This window comes from Streptomyces sindenensis (assembly GCF_014649035.1).
In the GTDB taxonomy this organism is placed as follows: domain Bacteria; phylum Actinomycetota; class Actinomycetes; order Streptomycetales; family Streptomycetaceae; genus Streptomyces; species Streptomyces sindenensis.
In genome coordinates this window covers 47,409-69,942 of sequence record NZ_BMSG01000035.1, presented here as the reverse complement: position 1 = coordinate 69,942, position 22,534 = coordinate 47,409, and the positions used below count along the sequence as shown (strand labels likewise).

Annotated in this window: 20 protein-coding genes; 7 read left to right on the top strand and 13 right to left on the bottom strand. The window is 68.7% G+C overall.

Translation table 11 applies throughout. The features are described 5' to 3' along the window. Positions 1-252: 252 nt before the first annotated feature. Positions 253-1,506, bottom strand: coding sequence for a sigma-70 family RNA polymerase sigma factor (locus IE145_RS28380; RefSeq protein ID WP_229825900.1), 1,254 nt, complete (start codon positions 1,504-1,506; stop codon positions 253-255). A gap of 212 nt (positions 1,507-1,718) precedes the next feature. Between IE145_RS28380 and IE145_RS28375 the strand changes: the two genes are divergently transcribed. Genes IE145_RS28375 through IE145_RS28365 form a run of 3 tightly spaced genes read left to right on the top strand, consistent with a single transcriptional unit; the run spans position 1,719 to position 6,979 of the window. After that, positions 1,719-3,545: a DUF4357 domain-containing protein gene (locus IE145_RS28375; RefSeq protein ID WP_189528297.1), complete on the top strand. Its 1,827-nt coding sequence runs from the start codon at positions 1,719-1,721 to the stop codon at positions 3,543-3,545. Beyond that, positions 3,542-4,807: an McrC family protein gene (locus tag IE145_RS28370; RefSeq protein ID WP_189528286.1), complete on the top strand. Its 1,266-nt coding sequence runs from the start codon at positions 3,542-3,544 to the stop codon at positions 4,805-4,807. The genes IE145_RS28375 and IE145_RS28370 overlap by 4 nt, the downstream gene beginning before the upstream one ends. Positions 4,808-4,843: 36 nt before the next feature. Beyond that, a complete protein-coding gene (locus IE145_RS28365; RefSeq protein WP_189528285.1) occupies positions 4,844-6,979 on the top strand; it encodes a DEAD/DEAH box helicase in 2,136 nt (711 codons plus the stop codon). Between the two features lie 64 nt (positions 6,980-7,043). Here the strand turns inward: IE145_RS28365 and IE145_RS28360 are convergent, their stop codons facing one another. Further along, positions 7,044-8,699 (bottom strand): N-6 DNA methylase, encoded by a 1,656-nt coding sequence (locus tag IE145_RS28360; protein WP_189528284.1) that lies wholly within the window; start codon positions 8,697-8,699, stop codon positions 7,044-7,046. 354 nt (positions 8,700-9,053) lie between these two features. Here IE145_RS28360 and IE145_RS28355 point away from each other — a divergent pair, with 354 nt between their 5' ends. Then, a complete protein-coding gene (locus tag IE145_RS28355) occupies positions 9,054-9,989 on the top strand; it encodes a DUF5655 domain-containing protein (protein WP_189528283.1) in 936 nt (311 codons plus the stop codon). Between the two features lie 99 nt (positions 9,990-10,088). On the opposite strand, the gene IE145_RS28350 is transcribed toward IE145_RS28355, so the two are convergent. The 8 genes from IE145_RS28350 to IE145_RS28315 form a co-directional block, all read right to left on the bottom strand. Then, positions 10,089-10,835 (bottom strand): DNA-methyltransferase, encoded by a 747-nt coding sequence (locus IE145_RS28350; protein ID WP_047471334.1) that lies wholly within the window; start codon positions 10,833-10,835, stop codon positions 10,089-10,091. Positions 10,836-11,515: 680 nt separating this feature from the next. After that, on the bottom strand, positions 11,516-11,719 hold the full coding sequence (gene fxlA, locus IE145_RS28345; RefSeq protein ID WP_189528282.1) for an FxLD family lanthipeptide: 204 nt from the start codon (positions 11,717-11,719) through the stop codon (positions 11,516-11,518). Between the two features lie 52 nt (positions 11,720-11,771). After that, on the bottom strand, positions 11,772-13,010 hold the full coding sequence (gene fxlM, locus IE145_RS28340; RefSeq protein WP_189528281.1) for a methyltransferase, FxLD system: 1,239 nt from the start codon (positions 13,008-13,010) through the stop codon (positions 11,772-11,774). Between the two features lie 199 nt (positions 13,011-13,209). Beyond that, positions 13,210-13,875: a hypothetical protein gene (locus tag IE145_RS28335; RefSeq protein ID WP_229825899.1), complete on the bottom strand. Its 666-nt coding sequence runs from the start codon at positions 13,873-13,875 to the stop codon at positions 13,210-13,212. Next, a complete protein-coding gene (locus IE145_RS28330; RefSeq protein WP_161254874.1) occupies positions 13,872-14,072 on the bottom strand; it encodes a DUF5999 family protein in 201 nt (66 codons plus the stop codon). Before IE145_RS28330 ends, IE145_RS28335 begins: the two co-directional genes overlap by 4 nt. Before the next feature lie 44 nt (positions 14,073-14,116). Then, on the bottom strand, positions 14,117-14,596 hold the full coding sequence (locus IE145_RS28325) for a DUF6302 family protein (RefSeq protein ID WP_229825898.1): 480 nt from the start codon (positions 14,594-14,596) through the stop codon (positions 14,117-14,119). After that, positions 14,593-14,946, bottom strand: a complete 354-nt coding sequence (locus IE145_RS28320) for a DUF6415 family natural product biosynthesis protein (protein WP_229825897.1) — start codon at positions 14,944-14,946, stop codon at positions 14,593-14,595. Before IE145_RS28320 ends, IE145_RS28325 begins: the two co-directional genes overlap by 4 nt. 138 nt (positions 14,947-15,084) lie before the next feature. Beyond that, on the bottom strand, positions 15,085-15,558 hold the full coding sequence (locus tag IE145_RS28315) for an ATP-binding protein (protein WP_229825896.1): 474 nt from the start codon (positions 15,556-15,558) through the stop codon (positions 15,085-15,087). A gap of 163 nt (positions 15,559-15,721) precedes the next feature. On the opposite strand from IE145_RS28315, the gene IE145_RS28310 reads away from it, so the two are divergent. Further along, positions 15,722-17,125 (top strand): helix-turn-helix domain-containing protein, encoded by a 1,404-nt coding sequence (locus IE145_RS28310; RefSeq protein WP_189528279.1) that lies wholly within the window; start codon positions 15,722-15,724, stop codon positions 17,123-17,125. Then, positions 17,122-18,009 carry a phosphotransferase family protein gene (locus tag IE145_RS28305; RefSeq protein WP_189528278.1) on the top strand — a complete coding sequence of 296 codons (888 nt, stop codon included), beginning with the start codon at positions 17,122-17,124 and terminating at the stop codon, positions 18,007-18,009. Before IE145_RS28310 ends, IE145_RS28305 begins: the two co-directional genes overlap by 4 nt. A 100-nt stretch (positions 18,010-18,109) precedes the next feature. Here the strand turns inward: IE145_RS28305 and IE145_RS28300 are convergent, their stop codons facing one another. The 3 genes from IE145_RS28300 to IE145_RS28290 form a co-directional block, all read right to left on the bottom strand. Continuing rightward, positions 18,110-18,793: a hypothetical protein gene (locus IE145_RS28300; protein ID WP_189528277.1), complete on the bottom strand. Its 684-nt coding sequence runs from the start codon at positions 18,791-18,793 to the stop codon at positions 18,110-18,112. Positions 18,794-18,932: 139 nt separating this feature from the next. Then, positions 18,933-20,477, bottom strand: a complete 1,545-nt coding sequence (locus IE145_RS28295; protein WP_189528276.1) for a recombinase family protein — start codon at positions 20,475-20,477, stop codon at positions 18,933-18,935. Positions 20,478-20,544: 67 nt separating this feature from the next. Further along, a complete protein-coding gene (locus tag IE145_RS28290) occupies positions 20,545-20,967 on the bottom strand; it encodes a YjbQ family protein (protein WP_189528275.1) in 423 nt (140 codons plus the stop codon). A 355-nt stretch (positions 20,968-21,322) separates the two neighbouring features. On the opposite strand from IE145_RS28290, the gene IE145_RS28285 reads away from it, so the two are divergent. Beyond that, entirely contained in the window at positions 21,323-22,462 is a 1,140-nt protein-coding gene (locus IE145_RS28285) for an NAD(P)-binding domain-containing protein (protein WP_189528274.1), read from the top strand. Positions 22,463-22,534: the final 72 nt, after the last annotated feature.

The following is a 22,534-nucleotide window of genomic DNA, read 5'->3' as shown; positions in this document are numbered from 1 at the left end:
TGGGCTGGCTGACCGTCGAACTTCACCTTGGCCTTCGGCTCGATCTTGCGGATGCGCCCACGGGTGACGTCGAAGACAACCCCCCATGTCCTCCAGCGTGTACGGCTCCTCGCCGGCGAGACCGGTGCGCCGGACGAGGACGTGCAGCTCACGCTCGGAGAGGTGCTCCAGAAGATGTCGCAGGCGCGCCTGACACTCCTTGCGGACCATCAGGACGGCAGGTCTGGCGGTCGGCTCGGCCTCATGACCAGGTCACCGAGCGCGGGGGCGCCGCCGATGAGCCCGTCCGGTGGGCTGTCTGATCCTGCGAGCCTCCTCCACTTCGGCGAAGGTGAGACCGCTGACATAGGCCACGTTATCGACCGTCGTTGCACGGCCTTCGTCCGAGAGCGTGCGCTCGGCCTTGGCGACCTTGCTGAGCCTTTCGCGGACGTCCGAGGGCAGTCGGACCAGGGGGCCTTCGTCAGCGATGGCCCGGGTGATGGCCTGCTTGATGCACGAAGTCGCGTAGGTCGAGAACTTGTTGCCCCTGGTGGCATCGAATCTGCGGACCGCGCGCAGCAGTCCGATGCTTCCATGCTGGACGAGGTCCTCGATATCCAGTCTGCGCCCTTGGTAACCCTGCGCGATCTTCCGCACGAGCCGCTGGTTGTGCAGAACAAGGCACTCGTGAGCGCGCCGCCGCTCGCTGTCGCGGGGCAGCGCCGCGATCTCGTCCGCCGGAACTTCGCGACTGAGAAGGTCGGTACCGCCACGGAGGAGAAGGGCGAGGCCGACTTCCTCGTCCGCCTTCAGCACCACGTTGGCCGCGTCCCGGCGCCACCGGTCTTCTTCCAGGACGGCTCGGGCGGCACGAACGGCGTCGGCGAGTCCGGCGTCCAGGACAGAGGAAGCAACTCGGGCATTCGTCCTGCCGATCGGCGGCCTCACGGGTGTGGCCCGGAACGTCGAAGCAGGCGTGGGCCCGGCAGAGCGGACATCACGACGCTCCACCGGTTCGGCTCGCACGCGGGGTGTTCCAGGTCGAGTGATCGGGAAGGCGGCGGTCAGCTCACCTGCCTCGCCAGGACTCAGCCCGTGGAGCCGCACCACACCATCGTGGGCAAGCTTGCTGACGGTGCCGTTGGTGTCGGCGTAGCGGGCCAGCATGCGCCGGGCCTGGGCCAGGCGTCTGGCTGCCTCGGTTCCGGCGAACCCGGGTTCAGTGGCGGCGGCCGGCGGGTTGGACAACTTCATCGAAGGAGGCGCAGCCAGCACCTCAAGATCGGTGGCGGGCGTGGAGCGCGGGTTCAACTGTCCCCGGCTCGTTGGCTTCACGTGAATGCCAGCAGCCGCCAGCTCGTTACGAAGCGTTCCCCGCTGTTCGTCGGTCCTCAGCCCGATTCGGTCCGCCTCCAGGACGAAGGCCCGCTGGCTGACAACGCCCGCACGAGACGCGCAGCCCTTCAGTCTCTGAACAACGGAAGGCAGTTCCGCTTCGATGGCGCGCCGTTCGGCCTCAGCCATGGACTCCCCACCCATAACGCCCCCACTCCAGCGACCACGTGCCAGTTCCGCCCGGAAGAGTCGGCCGCACGATCCACACTTTAGGAGAAGTCCGTTTACATCGTCAACACATCCACTAGACTCGTTCACGAGATTCATGAGTCACTTGACAGTGTCAACGGGTAAGGTGTGCGGTGTTCGCGCAGGCCTCGCCCTACTTTGGAAGGTCACCCATGCCGCACCCCGGCCGCCTCCCCGGTGCCCCAGAGTTCCACATCAAGCTTCCCAAGGATGGCGGCGAGGCGCGCGGGTATCTGCTCGCGAAGTTCGGCGGCAACGGCACGCACAAGTTCCTCCTGCTGGAGGGTTCGCTGGTGGTGGCCGAGGCATGGCCAGGGCTTGGCGATCACGCACGCCGGATCCGCGCTGATCTGCGCGCGAGCGGCGGGCTTGTCGACGCGCGCCCCCAACCCGACCGGCCGGAGGCACCGCCGCGTTGGGTGGCGACCCAGGACATCGCGTGCAACTCGTCCTCGGCCGCTGCCGCGCTGGTGTATGGCTACGACGCATCCGGCCCGGAGTCCTGGCGAACCGCCGAGGGCCACCCGCTCGCCGACTATCTGTCCACCGGCTGGCGCGCCCCGCGCAAGGCGTGGCTGGTGCGCGGCTCCAATGTCTCCGGGCGCAACCTGGTGCGGCAGCTGTGGCTCAAGGAAGGGTTCGTCTCACTTGCAGGCGCGCATCTGCCGCGACTGGAGGAGGCCGATCCGACCAAGAGCGTGCTGCGCCGCTATGTGGAGGAGGGGTACGAGGGAGCGGCCTCGTACAACCAGAAGCGGGGCCTCGTCGACGAGCTGCACGCCTTCCTGACGCAGATGCGCGTGGGCGACACGGTGGCTACCATCGGCGACGGCCGGCTGCACGTCGGGCGAATCACCGGGGAGGCCGTGCAGACCTCGTCGCCGGGCGGGCTGTCCAATCTGCGAAGGACCGTCGGCTGGCTGCCGCAGAGCCATGCGTACGAGGAACTGCCGGAGGAAGTGCAGCAGAAACTGTCCGTTCAGCATGACGTCGTCGACCTGACCGGCGTCCTGGACACGCTCGACGGGCTCACCGGGCATACGGAGCGTACGGACCCGGCAGCAACCGACGACACCGGTGAGTACCCTGCCGTCGAACGGCCGGCGCAGCGGGAGCTGTCGCTGCCGGACGTCACCGAGGCACTTGCCTCGGACCTCCTGGTCCACGACCGCGCCTGGCTGGAGGAGATGCGTGAACTGCTTCTCGATGAACGGCAGCTGGTTCTGTATGGCCCGCCGGGCACCGGAAAGACGTATCTGGCGATGAAGCTGGCCGAGTACTTCGGCGGCGGTCCGGAGCAGGTCAAGATCGTGCAGTTCCACCCTTCGTACGCCTACGAGGACTTCTTCGAGGGGTTCCGGCCCGTGGAGGATCCCGAGACGAGGGAGGTTGCCTTCCGGCTGACGGCGGGCCCGCTGCGGGAGCTCGCCGATCTCGCCTCCCGCGAGGGCAACCGGCACATCCCGCATTTCCTGATCATCGACGAGATCAACCGCGCCAATCTGGCGAGGGTCTTCGGCGAGCTGTACTTCCTCCTGGAGTACCGCACGAGGTCGGTGCGTCTCACCTACTCTGGCGACGACTTCGCGCTGCCGCCGAATTTGTTTGTGATCGGCACGATGAACACCGCCGACCGGTCGATCGCCCTGGTCGACGCGGCGATGCGGCGCCGTTTCGCGTTCGTTGAGCTGTCTCCGCGCGCCGAGCCGACCGCCGGGCTGCTCGCGCGCTGGCTGAAGCGCGAAAACAGGGACCCGGAGCCCGCCCGTCTCGTCGACGCCCTCAACGCCCTCATCAACGACGCCGACTTCGCCATCGGCCCCTCGTACCTGATGAAGCCGGGCGTGTACCGCGAGGGCGGCCTCGAACGGACCTGGCGCACGAAGATCCTGCCGCTGCTGGAGGAACACCACTACGGCGAGGGCCTCGACGTCTCCGCCCGCTACGGTCTCGACTCGCTGCGCGAGCAGCGCCCGTGACCGCGCCCGTGCCTGTGCCCGTGGGTGAGGTGACGCTGCGCGAGTACGGGCCCGCCGTCTCCGTCCCTCTGGGCTCCGAGGCCGGGCGGGCCCTCGCCGTCGCCGGCATCCTGCAGAGCGCGACCCCAGATCCCGGCCGTGACGGGCACTGGCTGCTACGGGCGGGCAGCCGGGTCGGCGCCGTGCGGACGCCCGGCGGGCCGGTCGTACGGATCACGCCCAAGACCCCCGTGAGCCGGCTGTTCTTCCTTCTCGGGTTCAGTCTCGACCCGGCACGCGCCTGGCGTGACAGTCGCGAGGGCACCGTCGACACCGGAGCGTACGACGACGTCGTGCCCGCACTCGCGCACGCCGTGGAGCGGCAGATCGACGCGGCACTGCGGCAGGGAGTCCTCCAGGGCTACCGGGAGGTGGAGGAGTCCGCGCTGGTCGTGCGTGGGCGGCTGCGCGAGGCCGAGCAGATCCGGCGACACTTCGGCCGTACGCCGCCTGTGGAGATCGTCTACGACGCGTACACCGTCGACACCGCCGAGAACCGCATTCTGCGCGCCGCCACTGAGCGGTTGCTGCGGCTGCCGGGCGTTCCCAGTCCCGTCCGACGGCGTCTCGCCCATCAGCGCGTACGTCTCGCCGACGCAACGCCACTGATACGGGGACAGGAACTGCCGCGTTGGCAGCCGTCACGCCTGAACTCTCGCTACCAGCCAGCACTGCGGCTCGCCGAGGCCGTTCTGCGCGGCACCTCACCGGAACACCGGCCGGCCGGGTCCGAACCACTCACCGTCGACGGCTTCCTGCTCGACATGAACCAGTTGTTCGAGGACTTCGTCACGGTCGCCCTGCGTGAGGCCCTTCAGGAGCACGGCTTGACCGCGCGCCTCCAGGACCCCCACCACCTCGACACCGCAGGTCTGGTACGGATACGCCCCGATCTCGTCGTACGCGCCGCCGACGGCCGCACTCCACTCGCCGTCGTCGACGCCAAGTACAAGGTCGAAAAGACCGACGGACTCCTCAACGCCGACCTGTACCAGGCGCTGGCGTACGCCACCGTGCTCTGTCTGCCTGAGGCGCATCTGGTGTACGCGGCCGGACGACAGCCCGAGCGCTTCCATGAGGTGCGCGGAACGACGGCAGGGCCGGGCGGACGGGGAGTGCGGCTGTACCAGCACAGCCTCGACCTCTCCCGCGAACCCGGACAACTCCTGTCAGCTCTGAAGGAGATCGCCGGACGGCTCGCCGGAGCCACCTCACATCCGTGACCATGAAACACGGTCAGTCAGAAAGGAAGGGACCTCATGCCCCGGCTCGCCTTCGCCCAGAGCTTCTGGGACGGCTACGACACCCTGGAGAAGCCCATCCGAGCCGGAGTGCGCAAGGCCATGGCGAAATTCCAGGCCATGAGCGTCGCCGATCTCAACGCGGACAAGGGACTGCACCTGGAGTCCGTCGAGAACGCCCGTGACCCGCGGATGCGCACCATTCGCATCACCGACTTCTGGCGGGGCGTCGTCCTCGCCCCCGACGACGGCAGCGACATGTTCCTCCTGGTCAATGTGCTACCGCACGACGACGCCTATACCTGGGCGGCGAAGCGTCTGTACAGCGCGAACTCCGCGACCCGGGCCCTGGAGGTACGCAACGCCGTCGCCTTGGACGAGCTGACGCCGCTGTACGAGACAGCCGCACGCACGGCTCCACGGCTGCTATTCGCGGATGTCTCCGACGGCACGCTGCGCGAGCTCGGCATCGACGACCAGGTGCTGCGCGCCGCGCGTTCGCTGGTGGACAAGGCCCAGCTGGAGGCGTTCTCCACGCTCCTGCCGGAGGATCAGTTGGAGGTGCTGCAGTATCTCGCCGAGGGGTTCAGCCCCGAAGAGGTCTACCGGGACGTCGTGGCCGTCCGTCGGCCCGCCGATGCGCCCCCTGAGCCGGTGGAGGATCTGGCCACGGTGATCGCCAACACTCCCGCACGCGTCCGCCTGATCACCGGGCCGCAGGAGCTGGAGGAGATCCTGGAGAAGCCGTTCGAGGCCTGGCGGGTCTTCCTCCACCCCTCTCAGCGGCGCGTCGCCTACCGCACCTCGTACGGGGGTCCAGTACAGGTCACCGGCGGCCCCGGGACGGGCAAGACGGTGGCGGCCCTGCATCGGGTCAAGCACCTGCTCGGCCGTTCTGAGGACGGCCGTGTCCTGCTCACCACGTTCACGAACGCGCTGGCCGCCGGACTGCGTGAGATGCTCGGCCTGCTCCTCAACGAAGACGAGAAGCTGCTGGCCCGGGTCGACGTGACGACGGTCGACGCCTATGCGAACGGCATCGTGCGCGCGAAGTCGGGGGCCGCGCCCAGACCGATCGGGGACCGGGAACAGCGGCAGTTGTGGGAGAAGGCCGTCAAGCAGCTCGATCTGCCGTTCACCACCCAGTTCCTGGCCCAGGAGTACCGGCACGTCGTTCTCGGCCAGAACCTCCGCGATCTCGACGCCTACCTCGGGGCGAGCCGTCGCGGCCGCGGCACAGGCCTCGGCCCCACGCGCCGCCGGGAGGTGTGGAGCGGCGTGGAGCGGTTCGAACAGTTCCTGCGCGACCGCGGCGAGACCACACACCTGCGGATCTGCGCCCGCGCGGCGGAACTCCTCGCTGGCGACCCGATTCCGTACGCCCATGTCGTCGTCGACGAGGCACAGGACCTGCACCCCGCGCAGTGGCGTGTGCTGCGGGCCGCCGTGTCTCCTGGCCCCGACGACCTGTTCGTCACCGGCGACCCGCATCAGCGGATCTACGACTCCCGGGTCTCGCTCGGCTCCCTGGGCATCACCACGGCCGGCCGCAGCTTCCGGTTGCGCGTCAACTACCGCTCGACCGAGGAGATCCTCGCCTGGTCTGCGGGGCTCCTCACGCCCGTCACCGTCGACGCGCTCGAGGGCGAGGGAACGGACTCGCTGGCCGGGTACCGCTCCCTACTCCACGGACGCCGCCCCCAGGCGCAGGGGTACACGACCCGGCAGGAGGAGACCGAGGCCCTGGTGGACCGGGTCCGGGCGTTGCTCGCCGAGGGCCTCGCACCATACGAGATCGGCGTGTGCGCACGCTTCAACCTTTCCCTGGACGCGGCCGAGGAGAAACTGAAGGCTGCAGGCGTCCCGGTGCTGCGCGTCAAGGGACAGGTCGCGCAGGGAACCGAGGGGGTACGGTTGGCAACGATGCACGCGATGAAGGGACTGGAGTTCCGCGCGGTGTCCGTCCTCGGTGTCACCGAGGGCGCCGTCCCGTTCGCTCGTGAGATCACCCCACGCGAGGTGGACCCACTGCAGCACGACGCCGACCTGCTCCGGGAACGCTGCTTGCTCTTCGTCGCCTGCACTCGCGCTCGGGAAGCGCTGAGTGTGACGTGGAGCGGAGCTCCGAGCCCGTTTCTGCCGCGCGCCGCCTGATGAGAGCTCTGCCTGGCACGGGCCGGCGCAGGGCGCACCCACCTTGGAGTACCCCGCATTGTCCTCACTTCTCCGGGGCCAGGGCGCCCGTGGCAAGGCCGTCACGGGCGACTTCGGCGAGCTGCCGGCTCAGCTCGTCGACCTTGCGCATTCCTTCCTCGAACTCGGACAGGGCTCGGAAGGCAGTGCCGTACCTACGCTGCTCGTCGATGTTCATGCGGGGGATACGGGAACCCCTGCCGTCAAGGCGGTAGGTCCCGCTGGCACTTGTTGACCGACGGGTGTTGACGGAGCTGCGCAGGAATCCCTGCAGATAGTCCGTGTCGAGCTGTTCGCTGGCCGAGAGCGGTTCCGGACCTTCGTACGTGACGAGCCCGGCGCGGGCGAGATCCGCGACGCTGGTGGTGGCGCTGTCCAGTGAGCCTGGTCCACCGCCCGCCGCTAGCTCGGGCAGAAGTGCGGCGAGTCGGCGGATCTGGTCCTCCAGCTCCTTGCGCCGGGCGGCGTACTCACCGGGATAGTCACGGTGCCGGGACCGGAGATGACTGCCGGGAGTCAGGTCGACGGTGTCGTCGAGGAGTTCGATCAGGGGGACGTCGGCGACCTGGTCGGGGCGTGGTTCCAGGCTGCCGTCGGGGCTGTTGCCAGTCAGGTCGACCATGCGCACGGTGTGGTTCGTGTCCGCACTTGCGGTGCTCTCGGGACGCTGCAGACACCACAGATGGACGGGCAGGGCGTGAGAGGTCGCCGTCCCCGGCGGCAGGGCGACCACTTGGCGCACGATGCCCCGACGTACGAGTTCTGATCGGATGCGCCTACCTGCCTTGCGGTATGCGACCGAGGCCGGCATGACCATGAGGACCTGGCCGCCGGGCTCTGTGTGCGCATAGGCATGCTGGAGCCACGCGAGCTCCCCTTCGGCCTTGGACGGGGTACCGAGTTCCCAGCGGGAGTCGAGCAGTAGTTCCTCTCGCCCCCACTCGGTCACGCCGGTTGGCGGGTCGCAGATGACCAAGTCCGCCTTGAGATTCGGCCATTCGTCCGCGCGCAGCGAATCCCCCGCCACGATGCGCACGCCTGATCGGCCCAGAAGGTCGGCGCGAAGCTGCGCATAGCGGGCGCTGTCAGCGTCCACCTCCTGGCCGTAGCAGCGCATCCCGGCCTCGGGGGCGACGGACAGGAGCAGCACCCCGATGCCGCAGGCGGGATCGAAGACCGTGGCGTCGGCAGACAGTGCGGGAGCGAAGTGGCACATGGCCCGTACTACGCTCTCGGGAGTCACCTGGTCCGATCCCGCGCGCCGGGCGGAGTCCATGAACCGCTCAGTCAGTCCGTTCACGAGGTCGACGGGCGCTTCGGTTTGAGCGAGCTCCCGTACACGGGTGGCGACGTCATCCGGCAGTCTCGGTTGATGTTCTCCGGCCAGCGCCGCGGCCACCTCTGCCAGGCCCGTGATCATCTGTTCCCCGTACGCGGCCCGCATCGCTTGCCAGAGCTCGACCTCGGGTGACACCTCCTGGCCTTTGCGCTGCTTATCCAGCCATTCCTGGACCTCGGCTAGCGCATAGAGCGGACTGTTCGCGGCGCCTCCCGCCGGCGCGGGGAAGTCGTCGTAACGCCGACGCCAGTTGGAGACAGCGGCCCGAGTGACTCCGGCGAGCCGAGCAATCTCAGCACCGGTGACAAGAGGTCCGGCCGATGAAGCGGCATTGTCGGTCATAGCCCCAGCGTACACGGGTTGTCAACTCAATTCGAGCACTGGCTTCGTTGACGATGTACACATACTCCAGGGTCTGTGGGCACTTGGCTTCTTTTGAACCAGTCCGACATCGGCATGTCCTCACCTCAGCTCCCTCTACCGCACCCACTTCGCGAACGCCGTGACCCATCCAGCACCTGTCCGAATCTGAGAAGAAGCCCACCGCAGCTGATCATCTTCTCTGGACGCCCCGACGCGTCCACGTTTGCTGAGAATCGGCGAGCGGAGCCCGACTAGGAATGAGGCGCAGGTACCCATTGAAATACCCGCAGCCAGGTTTCGATTGCTCCTGTAGTAATTACGAAGGGGGCGCAGGTGGCCGAGCTGATGTTGTTCCGGCGGGACGCGGACGGGCGGGACGTCGAGCTGACCGGCTCGACGGTGTCGCTGGAGGTGGAGCTGCAGCGGCGGGTCGAGGCCGGCCTGGAGCAGATGCTGGGCGTCCGTTTCCTGGCATCGGAGTATCCGACTGGCCCCTGGCACCGGGGGCGGATCGACACCCTGGGGCTCGATGAGAACGGCAGCCCGGTGGTGATCGAGTTCAAGAAGGGCTCGGACAGCGGGGTGATGTCCCAGGCGGTCTCCTACCTGTCCTGGCTGGAGTCGGCGCACCACGAGTTCGAGGCGCTCGTGCGGAAGGTGCTGGGGGCGGAGGTGGCCGAGTCCGTCGACTGGCGTCGTCCGCGGATGATCTGCATCGCGGCGGGCTTCTCGCACCACGACCGGGTGGCGGTGCAGCGGTTGCCCGAGCGGATCGACCTGGTGCGCTACCGGATCTTCGACGGTGGCCTGCTGGGGCTGCTGCTCGTGGACTCCGCGACCGGCTTCCCGAGCGCTGCCTCGTCTCGCCGGGGCCGGGAGCGGGCACCCGTGGCGGACAGCGTGCCGAAGGCTTCGGCGGTCTCTCCGCCTGCGGGCGGAGGAGCGGTGCCGGAGTGCCTGCGGGACCTGTACGCGGAACTGGACGAGGCGCTCACGGCATGGGGCGAGGTGGAGGTGGCGTCCCTGCGGCACTACATCGCCTACCGGCGGTTGGTGAACGTGGCGTCGGTGATCTTCCGTCCGAAGCACGAGGCGATCCTGGTGTACCTCAGACTCGACCCGGACACGGTCGAGCTGGAGGAGGGCTTCACCCGGGACATGCGCGGTATCGGACACCTCGGGACCGGCGACCTGGAGGTCCGCGTCGTCTCGGCGGCCGACTTGGAGAAGGCGGCGCCGCTGATACGGCGGGCGTTCGAGGCGGCCTGACGTAACAGGAGGGGCGGCTGGAGCATCGGTTAATCGATGCTCCAGCCGCCCCTCTGGCGTCTGTGGGCCGCCGGCCCTGGCCTCTCTTCGCTCTCACGGTCATGCCTCCGGTCCGGCCAGCTCGAAGTCGTCCTTCGTCAGTTCGGCCCGCAGCCGCTCCTCGGCGACGTCGGCGTAGTGCGCGGACAGCTCGACGCCTACGAAGCGGCGTCCCTCGCGCAGGGCCGCGACCCCGGTGGAGCCGCTGCCGGTGAACGGGTCGAGGACGGTGCCGCCCTCGGGGCAGACCTGGACGAGCTGCTGCATGACCTCGACGGGCTTCTGGGTGATGTGAACTCGGCCCTTGCGGGGCTGGGAGGCGATGTAGTGCCCCGGCAGGTAGAGGTCGCGGGTGTTGTCGAGGGAGCCCTTGACGCCCCAGATGATGAACTCCGAGTCCTGCTTCGGCCCGCCCTTGCGGGGGCGGCTGGACGGCTTGATCCACGGGATCGTGCCGCTCCAGGTCCATCCCGCCATCTGAAGGGCGTCGGAGGTGGTCGGCTCCTGCCGCCAGTCGGTGAAGACCATGGCGACCGCGTGCTCGGTCGAGGCCCGGTACGCCTCGGTGAGCAGTTCGGTGAGCCAGGAGCGGTAGGAGCGCTGGTCGCGGTTCTCGCCCGGGAAGTTGGCGAGGTCGTGCGCCGAGTTGCTCGTGACGTACTTGGCACGTGCGGTACGGCCGGTCCGGTCGGAGCTGGTGCGGCCCCCGGAGTTGTACGGCGGATCGGTGATCACCGCCTGGACGCTCTCGTCCGGGAGGGACTTCAGGACGGTCAGGGCGTCGCCTCGGTGCAGCGTGTAGCTCATGGGGAGGGCCTCTCTTCGGGCGCGGCGGAGTCTGGACCTGCTCCGGACAGGTTGCAGCGGAGGTTAACGGCGAATTCCGGCCGCGCCTAACGAGGTGGCTCCCTGCTTCGGGCCCCTGGATGGCAGTCGTTTGGCGCGGCCGGAATCCCGGTCTACTGTCTCGCCGTGCCACCGGGAAGGAGCACTGCTCCACCCCCGTTGAGCTGTGCTTATCCGTGCTGTCTCGTCCAATCGAGCAGCGTCGGAGGCATGTTGCCCATCTGCCCGCGAGCGCCGTGAGGAGGCCCCTGTGCATTGCCTGAGATTACGAGCGCGGCTGGCTGCCGCGCGTGACCTGAAACCGGCGTCCTGGATCTACCAACTCCTCTGACCCGGCCCGCCGGGAGGCGGATGCACATCGGCGCGGTGCCGACGGCTTTGCACGAGAAGTCGGCACCGCGTCTCCTACGATGCGGTTCAGCCATCCGCGGGTGACGGCCACGTTGTCCAGGTCGAGGGTGCGGGGGATGTCTGCCGGCCCGGGGCTGGTGGTGGCGCGCAGCATCGCAACGCCTTGCCACAGGTATCCGGCGGCTGCTCGGGAAGCCATGAGGCCCTTCCATGAGGCGGCGCGGGAGGAGAGGGGGCCTGTGGCCGGGCGAAGCGCTTCGCCCGGCCACAGGTGAGGAGGTCGGCCTGGATCAGGCCGGGTCCTCGGTGAAGGAACCGCAGGCGGAGGCACCGGTCGCGCAGGTGGTGCCGCAGCCGTCGCCCGTCGAGCACATGAGGTGGCCGTACGAGTGCTCGGCGATAACGACCTTCACGTCCAGGGGCGCGAAGTCGTCGTCCAGGTCCACCGACGCCGCGGGCGCGACCGGGGGCGGGGCGAGAGTGGCGCTCGTCATGTTGGTGCCCTTCTTCTCGTTGGGGTGGTGCGGGATGACCTGACTCCCTGCGTTACGCCGAGGGCCAGGAGAGCGAGATCCGGCTGTGCACCTTGTCGATGACCCGGTCGGCCGGGATCTGCTCATCGGGGGTGCCGACCGGATAGACCCGGATGACCGGGCTGGGGCCGCCGCGTCGGTTGGCCTCCCAGTCGCGGAGCACACCGGCGATCTTGTCGGCGAACTGCTCCGCGTGCGGGCCGAGGGCGTGCACGCCGTACTCCAGGTGCTTGTTGTCCTCAGTGCGGCGGGTGACGAGGTAGGCGAAGGTGTCGTCCTCGACGGCCGCGAGCGCGAACCGCTTGTTCACGGGGTCGACCAGGCCCGTGTCCGAGTTCTCATCGACGGCCATGGTGCAGAAGCCCGGCAGGCTGATCGCCATCGCCATCTGGAGGGTGTCGATGAGTTCCTGGATGCGGACGGAGACGCCGGTCCACAGCTCGTGGCGCCGGAACGTGACGGCGTTGTCGAGCCGGTGCGGGTCGGCCGGGAGGCCGTCATCGAACTTGAGGCCGATCTCCGGGGTGCCGTTGACGAGGAGGAGTTCTTCCCGGTGGGCGTTCGAGCCCTGCATCGGGACGAAGCCGCAGATCTTCGCCGACTCGCTCTCCAGGTAGGGGCCGTGCTCGCCCTTGACCTGGATGAAGGAGACCGACCGGGTCAGGCCGCGCATCCGCAGCGGGACGACGAGCCGGCCACCCTGCTTGAGCTGCGCGGTCCAGGCCGGGGAGATGTCCCAGGCGCCGGCGGTCACCATCACGACGTCGACCTCGCCGAGGTCCGGGACGGGGTCGGCAGCGTCAGCGGTGACGACGTGCACCCGGCCGTAGCCGTGCTCGTCCAGGAGCCGGCGCGCGCGGTCGGTGACGACGGGGTCGATGTCCACGGTGACGACTTCACCGTCCTCGCCAACGAGCTCGGCGAGGTAGGCCGCGTTCAGCCCGCCCGAGCCGATCTCCAGGACCCGCATCCCGGGCTTCACCTGGGCCTGCTCCAGCATCATGGCCTGGATCTGCGGCGCGGAGACGGAGCTGAGCTGCACCCCGTGCTCGTCCGTCTTGGTGATCACGGCGGCGTAGGTGTCGTACGCCTTGTCCAGCGGCGTGTCGGCGGGGGTGAACTCGTGCCGGGGCACCTTGCGCATCACCGCTTCGATCTCCGAGGAGGAGATGTTGCCGTCCGCGCGCAGCTCGTTCACCACCTTGTTCCGCAGGCGGGTCGCCTCGTCGGGCTCGACGGTCGTATTCGTCATGGACTTCCTTCGGTCGTTCGTGTTCAGGGAGGGGGTAGGTCGGCACGGTGGGCCGGGAGGCTATCGGCGAACGCTCTCCGTTCTTGCCGGACCGCCGAAGGTCGGCGGATTCGTGCCGGACGGCGCGCGAAGGGCTCGGCGCCGGTGGTGAGCCGCCCAGGAGCCCCGTCCGTATCGCTCAGGGCCCCCGGGCGGCCGTCTAGGCGGCGGGTACAAGATCGTCCAGATTGACGACCTCGTAGTCCCGCAGTTCGCGTATGAGTTGGCTCGCCAGGAACCAGCCCGACTGGGGGTGCCCGTACGCCACGGGCGCGTCATCGTCGTCGGCGGGAAGGGGTTCCAGGCCGGTGGCGGTGAGGCGGTACCGGGTGCCGATGACGCCCCAGGGCGACGTCGCCCGCGCGCGGAAGGCTATGTGCCCCTTCCGCAGGTGCGGGCACAGCTCTATGGCCGGCCGCAGGTGCTTCAGGCACACCGGTGGCTGGGCCGTCCTCACCGGCTCACCAGCACGGTGGGAAGCGCCTTCCGAATTCCCGGCGAGGAAGACATAGCCCTGGTCAGTCTCGGCCGGGCAGAAGCCGACCTGGCACCGAAGCTGCTCCATCGCCTCCCGCTGCCGGGCGGGGTTGACCATGCGCCACTGCGGCTTGCCCGTCGGCTTCCCAGCCGCGTTCAGCGACTGGGAGCACCGGGCCCACAGCTCACCGCGGGGCCCGCGATCAGCCGGGGTCTCGTCCTGGTAGGCGAGACACACAGCGCCGAAGGCGTTCATGGTCAGCGCGAGTTCCGACTCCAGCCCGCCGTACTCGCCTTCGCGCTGGGTGATGTACGGGACGAGCCGGGGCGCCGCGCTGGTCCGCTTCACGCGGCTGCCCTCGCCACGTTGAGGGCGCGGTGCGGGGCGATGACCTGGCCGTCCGGCAGCAGCTCACCGGTGTCCTCGAAGAGGAGCACTCCGTTGCACAGCAGGCTCCAGCCCTGCTCAGGCCGGTGCGCGAGGGGCCGCGCGGCCTCCCTGTCGGGAGCCTCAGCCGTGGGGCACGGCGGGTTGTGCGCACACATGGTGCTCGTCCTCTCGGGTAGGAAGTCGGGCCCTCTTCGGCCGGCTACGGTGCCGTGGGGCAACACGGTTCGGGCGCGGCCGAAGAGGGAGTCTCGTGGCGCCGCCGCCATATGAAGGCGGCTGTCGCTGCTTCGGTGTAGCCGTAGAAGCGCCCCAGGGTGGTGGCGTCAGGATCGCCCCCGAGCTTCGACGGCTCCTCTCCCCACGCGACAACGAAGCAGGTGTCCGGGTAGGGCGACCACTGCACGCGGAGGTCGGGGAAGCCCGGCTGCCCGAGGAGAAGGTCACGGACCTTGAGCCCGAAGCACGGACACGACACCGTGTAGTCCCCGCCGCGCCTCGTGCCCCCGACGGGAACTGCGAGGAACGGCATGCGCAGTGTGCGCACGGCGATGCTCTCGCCCAGGAGCCAGGTGTCGGAGATCCGCCGCTCGTAGTACTCGAAGTCGTAGGCGTCGCGCGGGAACGCTGTTGCCGTGGCGGTCACGACCGGGTGCCGAAGGGAGCCGGGGTCGTGCGTCACTCCGCCTCCTTGATGTAGCGGGCCTCGATCAACTCTTCGACCAAGTCGGCGGTGACGAAGGCCAGACGACGAGCGAGACCGACGGCCTGCCGGTAGTCGGCCGGCGCACGCCCCACCCGCAGGGGAACCCCGCGTGCCACGAGCTGGAGCATCTCCGCAGTGGGCGGGTACTGCTCGTCCGCGACGGCGATGTCGCTGAGCTGTCTGAGGTGGCCCCGCAGACGGTCGACCAGGAGGTCGGTCACCGCGACGGGCGGCGTCTGGTCGCCGATCGCCGTGTCGAGGTCGTCGAAGACCTCCTCCACGTCGAACGGGTTCCAGTTCCTGATCCGCTCGAGGACGGACCTCAAACCCTCAGCGTCGAGTGGAGGGGTCCACTGCGGTGCGCGGGGCTCGTCGGCTGGCGGAGGAACCACGTCGTTCTCCGGAACCAGAACGGTGAGGGACATAGGGACTCCTGGGGAGGGCCAAGTACCGGGCGCAAAGGGCTACGAGTGCTCGGTCGGCTCCGGAGGCGCTATGAGAACCCACACGTCCTTGCCCGCCGAGGTCACGGACACGGACGTGTCGTCCGCCAGGGCACTCAGCAGCATCAGCCCGCGCCCCTCCTCGGCAAGGAGGGTCGGCGACGAGTACACCGGCGGACAGCGGTCATGGTCGCGAACGATGGCGGTGATGCCGTCCGGCACCCTCTGGAGGAGCAGGCTGGCCATCCGGCGCCCGTCGGCGTCCGCAGGAGTGTGCTGCAAGACGTTGGTGAGCAGTTCGTTGACGACGGTCAGCATGCGGAACGCGGTGCCGCTGTCGACGCGCCACCAGCCAAGATGCGCTGCGACGATGTCCCGCACGGTTCCCAGGTCTTCGGCCCGGACGTTGAATCTCATGTCGAGTTGACCGTCCACGCTCCTGGACGTGGCTCGAACAGAAGCATCCCGCTCGCGGGGGTCGACGAGCGCCTCCATCGCTGCTTCCTCCGTTCTGCCGGAACCCCTTCAGCAGGGGTGGGTTGCGGTGTGTACTGGACTGGAACCGATCAGCAACCATTTAGGCAGAGCGCACCGAGAACGTGCAGAGCCTGATGCCGAGAGGTGAAAAGTTCGGCATCAACGACTTCGGGGGCAGAACATGCCGCAGCCAATGAAGCAGCTCGATCCTGGGGCGTCCCCCCAGGAGTGGTTCGGGAACGAGCTGCGCCGACTGCGCCTTGGGCAAGGACTGTCGGCCAAGGAACTAGGGCGGTTAGTGCAGGTCAGCGACGACATGATCTTGTCTATTGAGAAGGGGAAGTACCCGAGCTGTCGCCGCGATGTGGTTCAGCGGCTCGATGACGTCCTCGGCACGGGAGGGCTATTCGACCGGGCGTGGCCGATGGCCTTCGGCAACCGCGATGCCGACAAAAGGCCGGCTGATGCCGATAAGGCCTCACTGCGCCGAGGGGAGGGCCCCACGCATGCACCAACAGGCCGCATCCTGGGCAGAGACGAACCAACTCCTCGCCCTGGGAGCCCTGAGCCCGTGATTCGACGCTCGTTCCTCCAGATCGGCGGCCTCGCCGCCATAACCCCTCTCAACTTCACCGACGTCTTCGCACCCGCCGAGCTGTCCCTCCCGACACATGTGAGTCCGAGCCACGTCGACCAGGTTCTTGCCGCCGCCACCGCCATCAGCGGCATGGACAACGAACTGGGCGGCGGGGGCGTGGTGCGCGACGTAGCCGCCCGAGCCATGCAGTGGTCAGCTGGGCTGCTGCAGGCGCAGTTCCCCGAACACATGCGAACCGACCTGTTCGCCGCCGTATCGCGACTCGGCATCGTGGTCGGCGCCTCTGCCTTCGACGCCTACCACCACGACGAGGCCACCAAGACCTTCCGGTTCGCAGCAGACTGCGCCGAGGAGGCCGGCGACTGGCATCTGCGGGCCAAGACGTACTCGTTTCTCGCCCGGCAAGCCGTGTGGATCGGTGCCCCCGATGACGGACTCACTTACGCCGAGAAGGGACTTGTGCGCTCCGACCGCCTCACGGCCACCGAGCAAGCGATGCTTCACACCGCGAGGGCCAGGGCATTCGGGAAGATGGGCAACGTAAGGGACACGATGACGGCCGTCGGTGCCGCGGACGAGGCCTTCACTCAGGCCCGGCCAAGCGAAGAGTCGCCGTGGATGGCCTACTACGACGAAGCGCAGCACAACGGGGACACAGCTCACGCCCTCTTCGATCTCGCAATCCTCGCCGGACAGGACCCGGGCCGGGCAGCGCGCCGATTCAACACAGCGGTGAACGGACACACGGACTCCTACAAGCGGTCACGTGCGATCTCGCGGACGAAGCTGGCCTCCCTGCTCATGGCCAAGGGAGACCCTCGCCAGGCGGCGGCGCTCGGCCACGACGCCCTGAACGAGGCGGGCCGACTCACCTCCCGGCGAGCTGTCGACGATCTACGGCAACTCGGCCGCTTCGCCTCGAAGCATCGGACTGTCCAGGAGGCCTCAGGGCTGCGCGATCGGATCGCCGCTACGGTCTCCGCATGACTCCTTCGGCATCCGAAGCTGCGCGTCACGTCCTGATACAGGCTTGTTCGGCGGTCGGGTTGGACTCGGGGGGAGCGGAGCCTCTCCGTCTGGCCGAGAACCAGATATGGCGGCTGCCTCGTCAGCGGGTGATCGTACGGATAGCCCGGGAGGGACAGGGCGCTGCGGCGGCCCGCGAGGTGCGCGTCGCACGCTGGCTGGCCCGGGAGAACGTCCCGGCCGTTCGCCTGGTCGACGTGGAGCAGCCGGTGGAGGCGGACGGCAGGCCCGTGACCTTCTGGGCAGAGCTGCCGCCGCAGCAGCACGGCTCGGTCGAGGATGTCGCCGGACTCCTCGCGAGACTCCACTCCCTGCCCACGCCTGCGATCGAGCTGGGGTACCTCGACCCCTTCGTCCGGGTCGGCGAACGGCTGCAAGCGGCCACCACGATCCGTGACGACGACAAGCAGTGGCTGCACGCTCTTCACCGCGACCTCGAAGCGGCCTGGGCGGAGCGACCGACCGGTCTCCCCAATCGGGCCGTGCACGGTGACGCCTGGCCCGGCAACATCGTCCGCACCGCCCATGGGGTCCTGATGATGGATCTGGAGCGTTTTTCAGTCGGGCCCCCGGAGTGGGATCTCGTGTCCACCGCTGTACGAGCAAGGACCACGCGCGCCGTCAGCGCACGCGAATACGACCGCTTCTGTGCGGTGTACGGGTACGACGTGACGGCGTGGGAGGGCTACCCCCTCCTCGCGCGCGCCCGTGAGCTGCGTATGGCGACGTACGCGGCTCAGCACGCAGCCGGCAACGCTGAGTGGAGGAGCCAGGCGCAGTACCGGATTGACTGTCTCCGTGGTCGATCCGGCCCGCGGCCATGGTCGTGGAAGGGGATCCACTGATGTCAGGCAGTCCGCGGCCCCATCTGGTCGGACGATTGTCACGCTTGGAGCGGAGGAAGCTCTACGCCCCTTCTCATCCACCGAGTCTGCGGGGCTCGCGCTATGCGGCCAATCGGAATGGCACTGCTGAATCGCCCCAGGACAGACGTTGCCCTACTGGTTGAGTCAGAGCCACTTCAACGCCTGACCGCGTGCGGGTATTCGCTCGACGAAGTCGAATCACTGCTTCGCAGTCTCCATCCCTCAAGTCCCCACTGCGAGCGAGTTCGCGCAGCCAAAGGCTCAACGCCCAGGAAGCCGAGCGCATGAACACAGGTCCGATCTCCGGCACAGCCTGAAGACTGAACAGGAACGACACCTGCGGAGCCTCCCCCCGGCCAACCCTCATGATCGACTGACGACATATCCCGCCGACATGGCAGCCGCAGAGGCATCCGTACCGCTCGCCCGCTCCATCGTCGCCGCTGCCCCGACAGGGACACCGCTCCCCCGCTCCCTCTTCGGTTCCGGCTCGGCCGATGAGCACCGCACCACTGTCCGCGATTCGCACGCCGACCTCGTCACTCAATAGAGTCCGCGCGAACTCGTACGATTTGGCAGGGTTGACGCACCGTTCCGTCGGCAAGACCTCGGCGATCGCGCGGTCGATCTGCCGCCCGCGCGAATGGACCAGCCACTTCACGCCGGTGGGCGTCTTCTCGACCTTCAGTTCCGCCACTGCCTGCTCACGCATCCACCGCTCTCCCGCTTGAGTCACATCGCTCTCCTCGCCGCCGTTCATCACGCTCAGAGCATTTCGAAGGAAGTCGGCTTGCACCGGCCGACATCAGGCGATATGGAGACACGTCAGCGGTCGACCGCCGAAGCCCCGACGATGACGCGCCCCCGGGCAGCGCAATTGGCGAGGCCCAGGGGCCTCTGCTCTACATCAGAGCTGCCGGATCCTGCTCAGGACCGTGAATGAAGCCGGGCACCCATCGAACGGGAGCACTGGCCGGGAAGAGCGTCACCCGCACTCCGAAGTCGATCAGGATCTCCTTTCGCGCTTGGACATCCGGAGCACGGAACCAACGGTCGGCAACCGTCTCTCCTGTCGGCCGCCGGACCATGCCCGGCGCCCGTCGTGGCTCAGCCTCGAGAGCAGCGAGTTCCCGCCCCAGGACGGCGTAGCGGTCCCGGAACCACGCGGCGTCGTCAGGGGCGTCGTAGAGTCCGGCTTCCCGGTCGGCTCGCAGCCGTTCGCGACTGGCCCGGGTCTCTGCCACGCGCTCCGCGATGCCGTTGCCCGGGTCGTACACCGTCTCGTAGATCACGCCGTCACCCAGCTCCCGAAGGAACCACTCCTCAACGTAGGCGTCCAGCAGGTGAGCGTTGATGAGGGGTGCGGGTCGGCAGTGCTGCGCCTGAAGCCAGCCCTTGTTCCGCGCCGTGCATGTGTAGCGCGGTGGGGCGTCCTTCGAGGTCTGGGTGTAAAGACGCGTGTGGCACTGCCCGCACAGGGCCACCGTGGTCAACAGGTACTCGCGGTTGGAACGGCGGACCCAAGGCGCTTTCCGGGAGAGGATGGCGCTCCTGAGCGCCTCGTGTGTGGCCCGGTCCCACAGCCCCTCACAGAGCCGTACGGGGTGACCGTCCTCCCTCCCGAGGACGGGCTTGTTGCGGTGCATCAGGTACCCGAGAGTGGCTTCGGACAGAAGGATGTTCTTCAGGCTCTGCGGAGACCACGGTCGGCCCCCTGCCGGCTTGCCGTACATCACAGCCAGGTGATCCGCGGGTGAGAGTTCCCCGGCACGGTTGAGACGCGCGGCCTCACTGCTGCAGGTGACGCTTTCCGGATCGGCGAGAATGCGGCGGGCGACGTTCCGCAGCACTTCGGAGGCATGCGGATGCAGTTCGACCTGGTCGATCTTCCCTCCCATCACCTTCCGGACGTACCGGAAGCCGTACGACGGCTTGCCTTTCGGGCGACCGGCTGCGCGGGTCTTGACGGTGGCGTCACGGTTCCTGCGCTGGATCGCGCGCAGTTCCATCTGCGCGCCCCAGGCTTCCATGGTGAAACGGTTCTCGTCGGCGGAGTCGTCGAGGTTCCAGGCACCGTCGTGCCCGTACGTGGCGAGCATCTTCTTCTCGTCCCGCATCTTGTAGCCGGTGTTCAGGCAGTCGACGACGTTGCGGCCGAGCCGGTCCACCGCTGCCGCGACCAGGCCGTCGTACGGCCCCCTCTCGTCACGGAGCCACGGGCCCAGACTGGGGCGGGTCACGGGATCCGTGGCGCCGGAGACCTCCCAGTCGTCCGCCCAGCCGATGATGTGGGCCCCGACGGAGGCGGCGGCAGCGAGCACGTTCTCTCGCTGGCGCTCAGGCGAAGACGTCGCCAGCTTCACGCGCGACAGCCGCCGCACTCCGAGCAGGCACTTGCCGCATCCGTCGTAGGGTCGTTCGATCGTGTTGAGGTCCGTACCGCGCATTTCTTCTCTCCGTTCGAGCGCGCATCGTACGGAGAATCGGCGGCCACGCCCCGCTGAACGATCTTGGTCAGCTGAGGAAGCTCAGACGAACCTGACGGTTGTCTTTAGAAACGTTCGTGTCCACCAGGCAGACCGACTGCCAGGTCCCCAGCTCCAGTCGGCCACCGATCACCGGCAGCGTGGCGTGGGGCGGGACCAGGGCGGGGAGCACGTGGTCGCGGCCGTGGCCGGGGCTGCCGTGGCGGTGTTGCCAGCGGTCGTCGGCGGGGAGCAGGTGGTGGAGGGCGGCCAGGAGGTCGTCGTCGCTGCCGGCGCCGGTCTCCAGTACGGCGATGCCGGCCGTGGCGTGCGGCACGAAGACGTTGAGCAGGCCGTCGCGGCCGGGGGCGCTGCGGGTGAGGAACTCCTCGCAGGCGCGCGTCAGGTCCGTGACCGTCTCGGCCGTACCCGTGGTGATGTTCAGGACCGTGGTGGTGAAGGAATCGGACATGCCTCCATCATCACCTCACCGGGGTGAGATGAGGCGACCACGCTCCGAGACCCCCTGGGCCCGTGTCCCCACCGGCTGACTACGTTCAGCGCCATGCTCCGATCAGCTCTGCTCACTTCGCGCGCGCCTCCGTCCGGCGGTCGCGACTGGGGGCCGCTCCGCGGTGGGTGCGGCCCGCCGCGGTGGGGGTTCTCGCTTCAGCGGGTGATCGTGGGGCTCCTGCTCGGCGGGCAGACCGGGACGTCCAACGCCGAGGCGGCCGAGCAGTCGGGTTTCGAGGCCGTGCTGACGCCGACCGGTACCTGGTGCGAGGGCGCTCGGGAAGATCCCGGGCGCCCGACGAGTTAGTAGAAGCGTGAACATTTCTGGGGTGCGCGAGCTGGACGTGGTCGTCGTCGGCGCGGGTCAGGCGGGGCTGTCCGCCGCCTACCACCTGCGCCGCGTCGGGCTGAAGCCGGACGACGACTTCGTCGTGCTGGACCACGCGCCCCGGCCGGGCGGCGCATGGCAGTTCCGCTGGCCCTCGCTGACGTACGGCAAGGTCCACGGGATGCACGCGCTGCCGGGCATGGAGCTGACCGGGGCCGACCCGGACCGGCCCTCCTCCGAGGTGATCGGCGCGTACTTCACCGCGTACGAGGACCGCTTCGGCCTGCGGGTCCACCGGCCCGTGGAGGTGAGCTCCGTACGGGAGGGAAACGGCGGGCGGCTGCTGGTGGAGACGTCCGAGGGGACGTACGCCACGCGGGCTCTGATCAACGCGACCGGCACCTGGGACCGGCCGTTCTGGCCGCGTTATCCGGGCCAGGAGACTTTCCGGGGGCGGCAGTTGCACACCGCGAACTACCCGGGGCCCGAGGAGTTCGCGGGGCAGCGCGTCCTCGTGGTCGGGGGTGGCGCTTCCGGTACGCAGCATCTGATGGAGATCGCCGAGTTCGCCGCCGACACCTTCTGGGTGACTAGAAGTGAACCGGTCTTCCGCGAAGGACCGTTCACGGAGGAGTGGGGGCGGGCGGCCGTGGCGATGGTGGAGGAGCGGGTACGCAACGGGCTGCCGCCGAAGAGCGTGGTCAGCGTCACCGGGCTGCCGCTGAACGACGCCGTGCGGCGGGCCCGGGAACAGGGGGTGCTGGACCGGCTGCCGATGTTCGACCGGATCACGCCGACCGGGGTGGCCTGGGACGACGGCCGCGTCGTCGAGACCGACGTGATCCTCTGGGCGACCGGGTTCCGGCCCGCCGTGGACCATCTGGCTCCGCTGAAGCTGCGCGAGCCGGGTGGCGGCATCCGGGCCGAGGACACCCGTGCCGTACGGGACGGGCGCGTCCACCTCGTCGGGTACGGCCCCTCCGCCAGCACCATCGGCGCGAATCGCGCGGGCCGCGCGGCGGTCCGGTCGGTCATGCGGCTGCTCAAGGAGACGGGCGGCGTGCGGGCCGGCGGGGAAGCGGGGGCGGGCGAGGCGGCCGTCGCCGTGTCTGTGCCGGGGGCGTGAAAGCGAACCTGGTGCGCGGGGGTCCCGTCGGCCTTGTCGGCCGAGCCGGTTCCCGGGGTCTGATCGCCTCGG

Excerpts from the sequence above, each read along its gene's own strand:
- IE145_RS28360 (WP_189528284.1), bottom strand. The coding sequence starts at position 8,699 with ATGACCGACAATGCCGCTTCATCGGCCGGACCTCTTGTCACCGGTGCT.
- IE145_RS28365 (WP_189528285.1), top strand. The coding sequence starts at position 4,844 with ATGCCCCGGCTCGCCTTCGCCCAGAGCTTCTGGGACGGCTACGACACC.
- IE145_RS28305 (WP_189528278.1), top strand. The coding sequence starts at position 17,122 with ATGACTCCTTCGGCATCCGAAGCTGCGCGTCACGTCCTGATACAGGCT.
- IE145_RS28375 (WP_189528297.1), top strand. The coding sequence starts at position 1,719 with ATGCCGCACCCCGGCCGCCTCCCCGGTGCCCCAGAGTTCCACATCAAG.
- fxlA (WP_189528282.1), bottom strand. The coding sequence starts at position 11,719 with ATGACGAGCGCCACTCTCGCCCCGCCCCCGGTCGCGCCCGCGGCGTCG.
- IE145_RS28295 (WP_189528276.1), bottom strand. The coding sequence starts at position 20,477 with ATGCGCGGTACGGACCTCAACACGATCGAACGACCCTACGACGGATGC.
- IE145_RS28310 (WP_189528279.1), top strand. The coding sequence starts at position 15,722 with ATGCCGCAGCCAATGAAGCAGCTCGATCCTGGGGCGTCCCCCCAGGAG.
- fxlM (WP_189528281.1), bottom strand. The coding sequence starts at position 13,010 with ATGACGAATACGACCGTCGAGCCCGACGAGGCGACCCGCCTGCGGAAC.
- IE145_RS28315 (WP_229825896.1), bottom strand. The coding sequence starts at position 15,558 with ATGGAGGCGCTCGTCGACCCCCGCGAGCGGGATGCTTCTGTTCGAGCC.
- IE145_RS28290 (WP_189528275.1), bottom strand. The coding sequence starts at position 20,967 with ATGTCCGATTCCTTCACCACCACGGTCCTGAACATCACCACGGGTACG.
- IE145_RS28330 (WP_161254874.1), bottom strand. The coding sequence starts at position 14,072 with ATGTGTGCGCACAACCCGCCGTGCCCCACGGCTGAGGCTCCCGACAGG.
- IE145_RS28380 (WP_229825900.1), bottom strand. The coding sequence starts at position 1,506 with ATGGCTGAGGCCGAACGGCGCGCCATCGAAGCGGAACTGCCTTCCGTT.
- IE145_RS28350 (WP_047471334.1), bottom strand. The coding sequence starts at position 10,835 with ATGAGCTACACGCTGCACCGAGGCGACGCCCTGACCGTCCTGAAGTCC.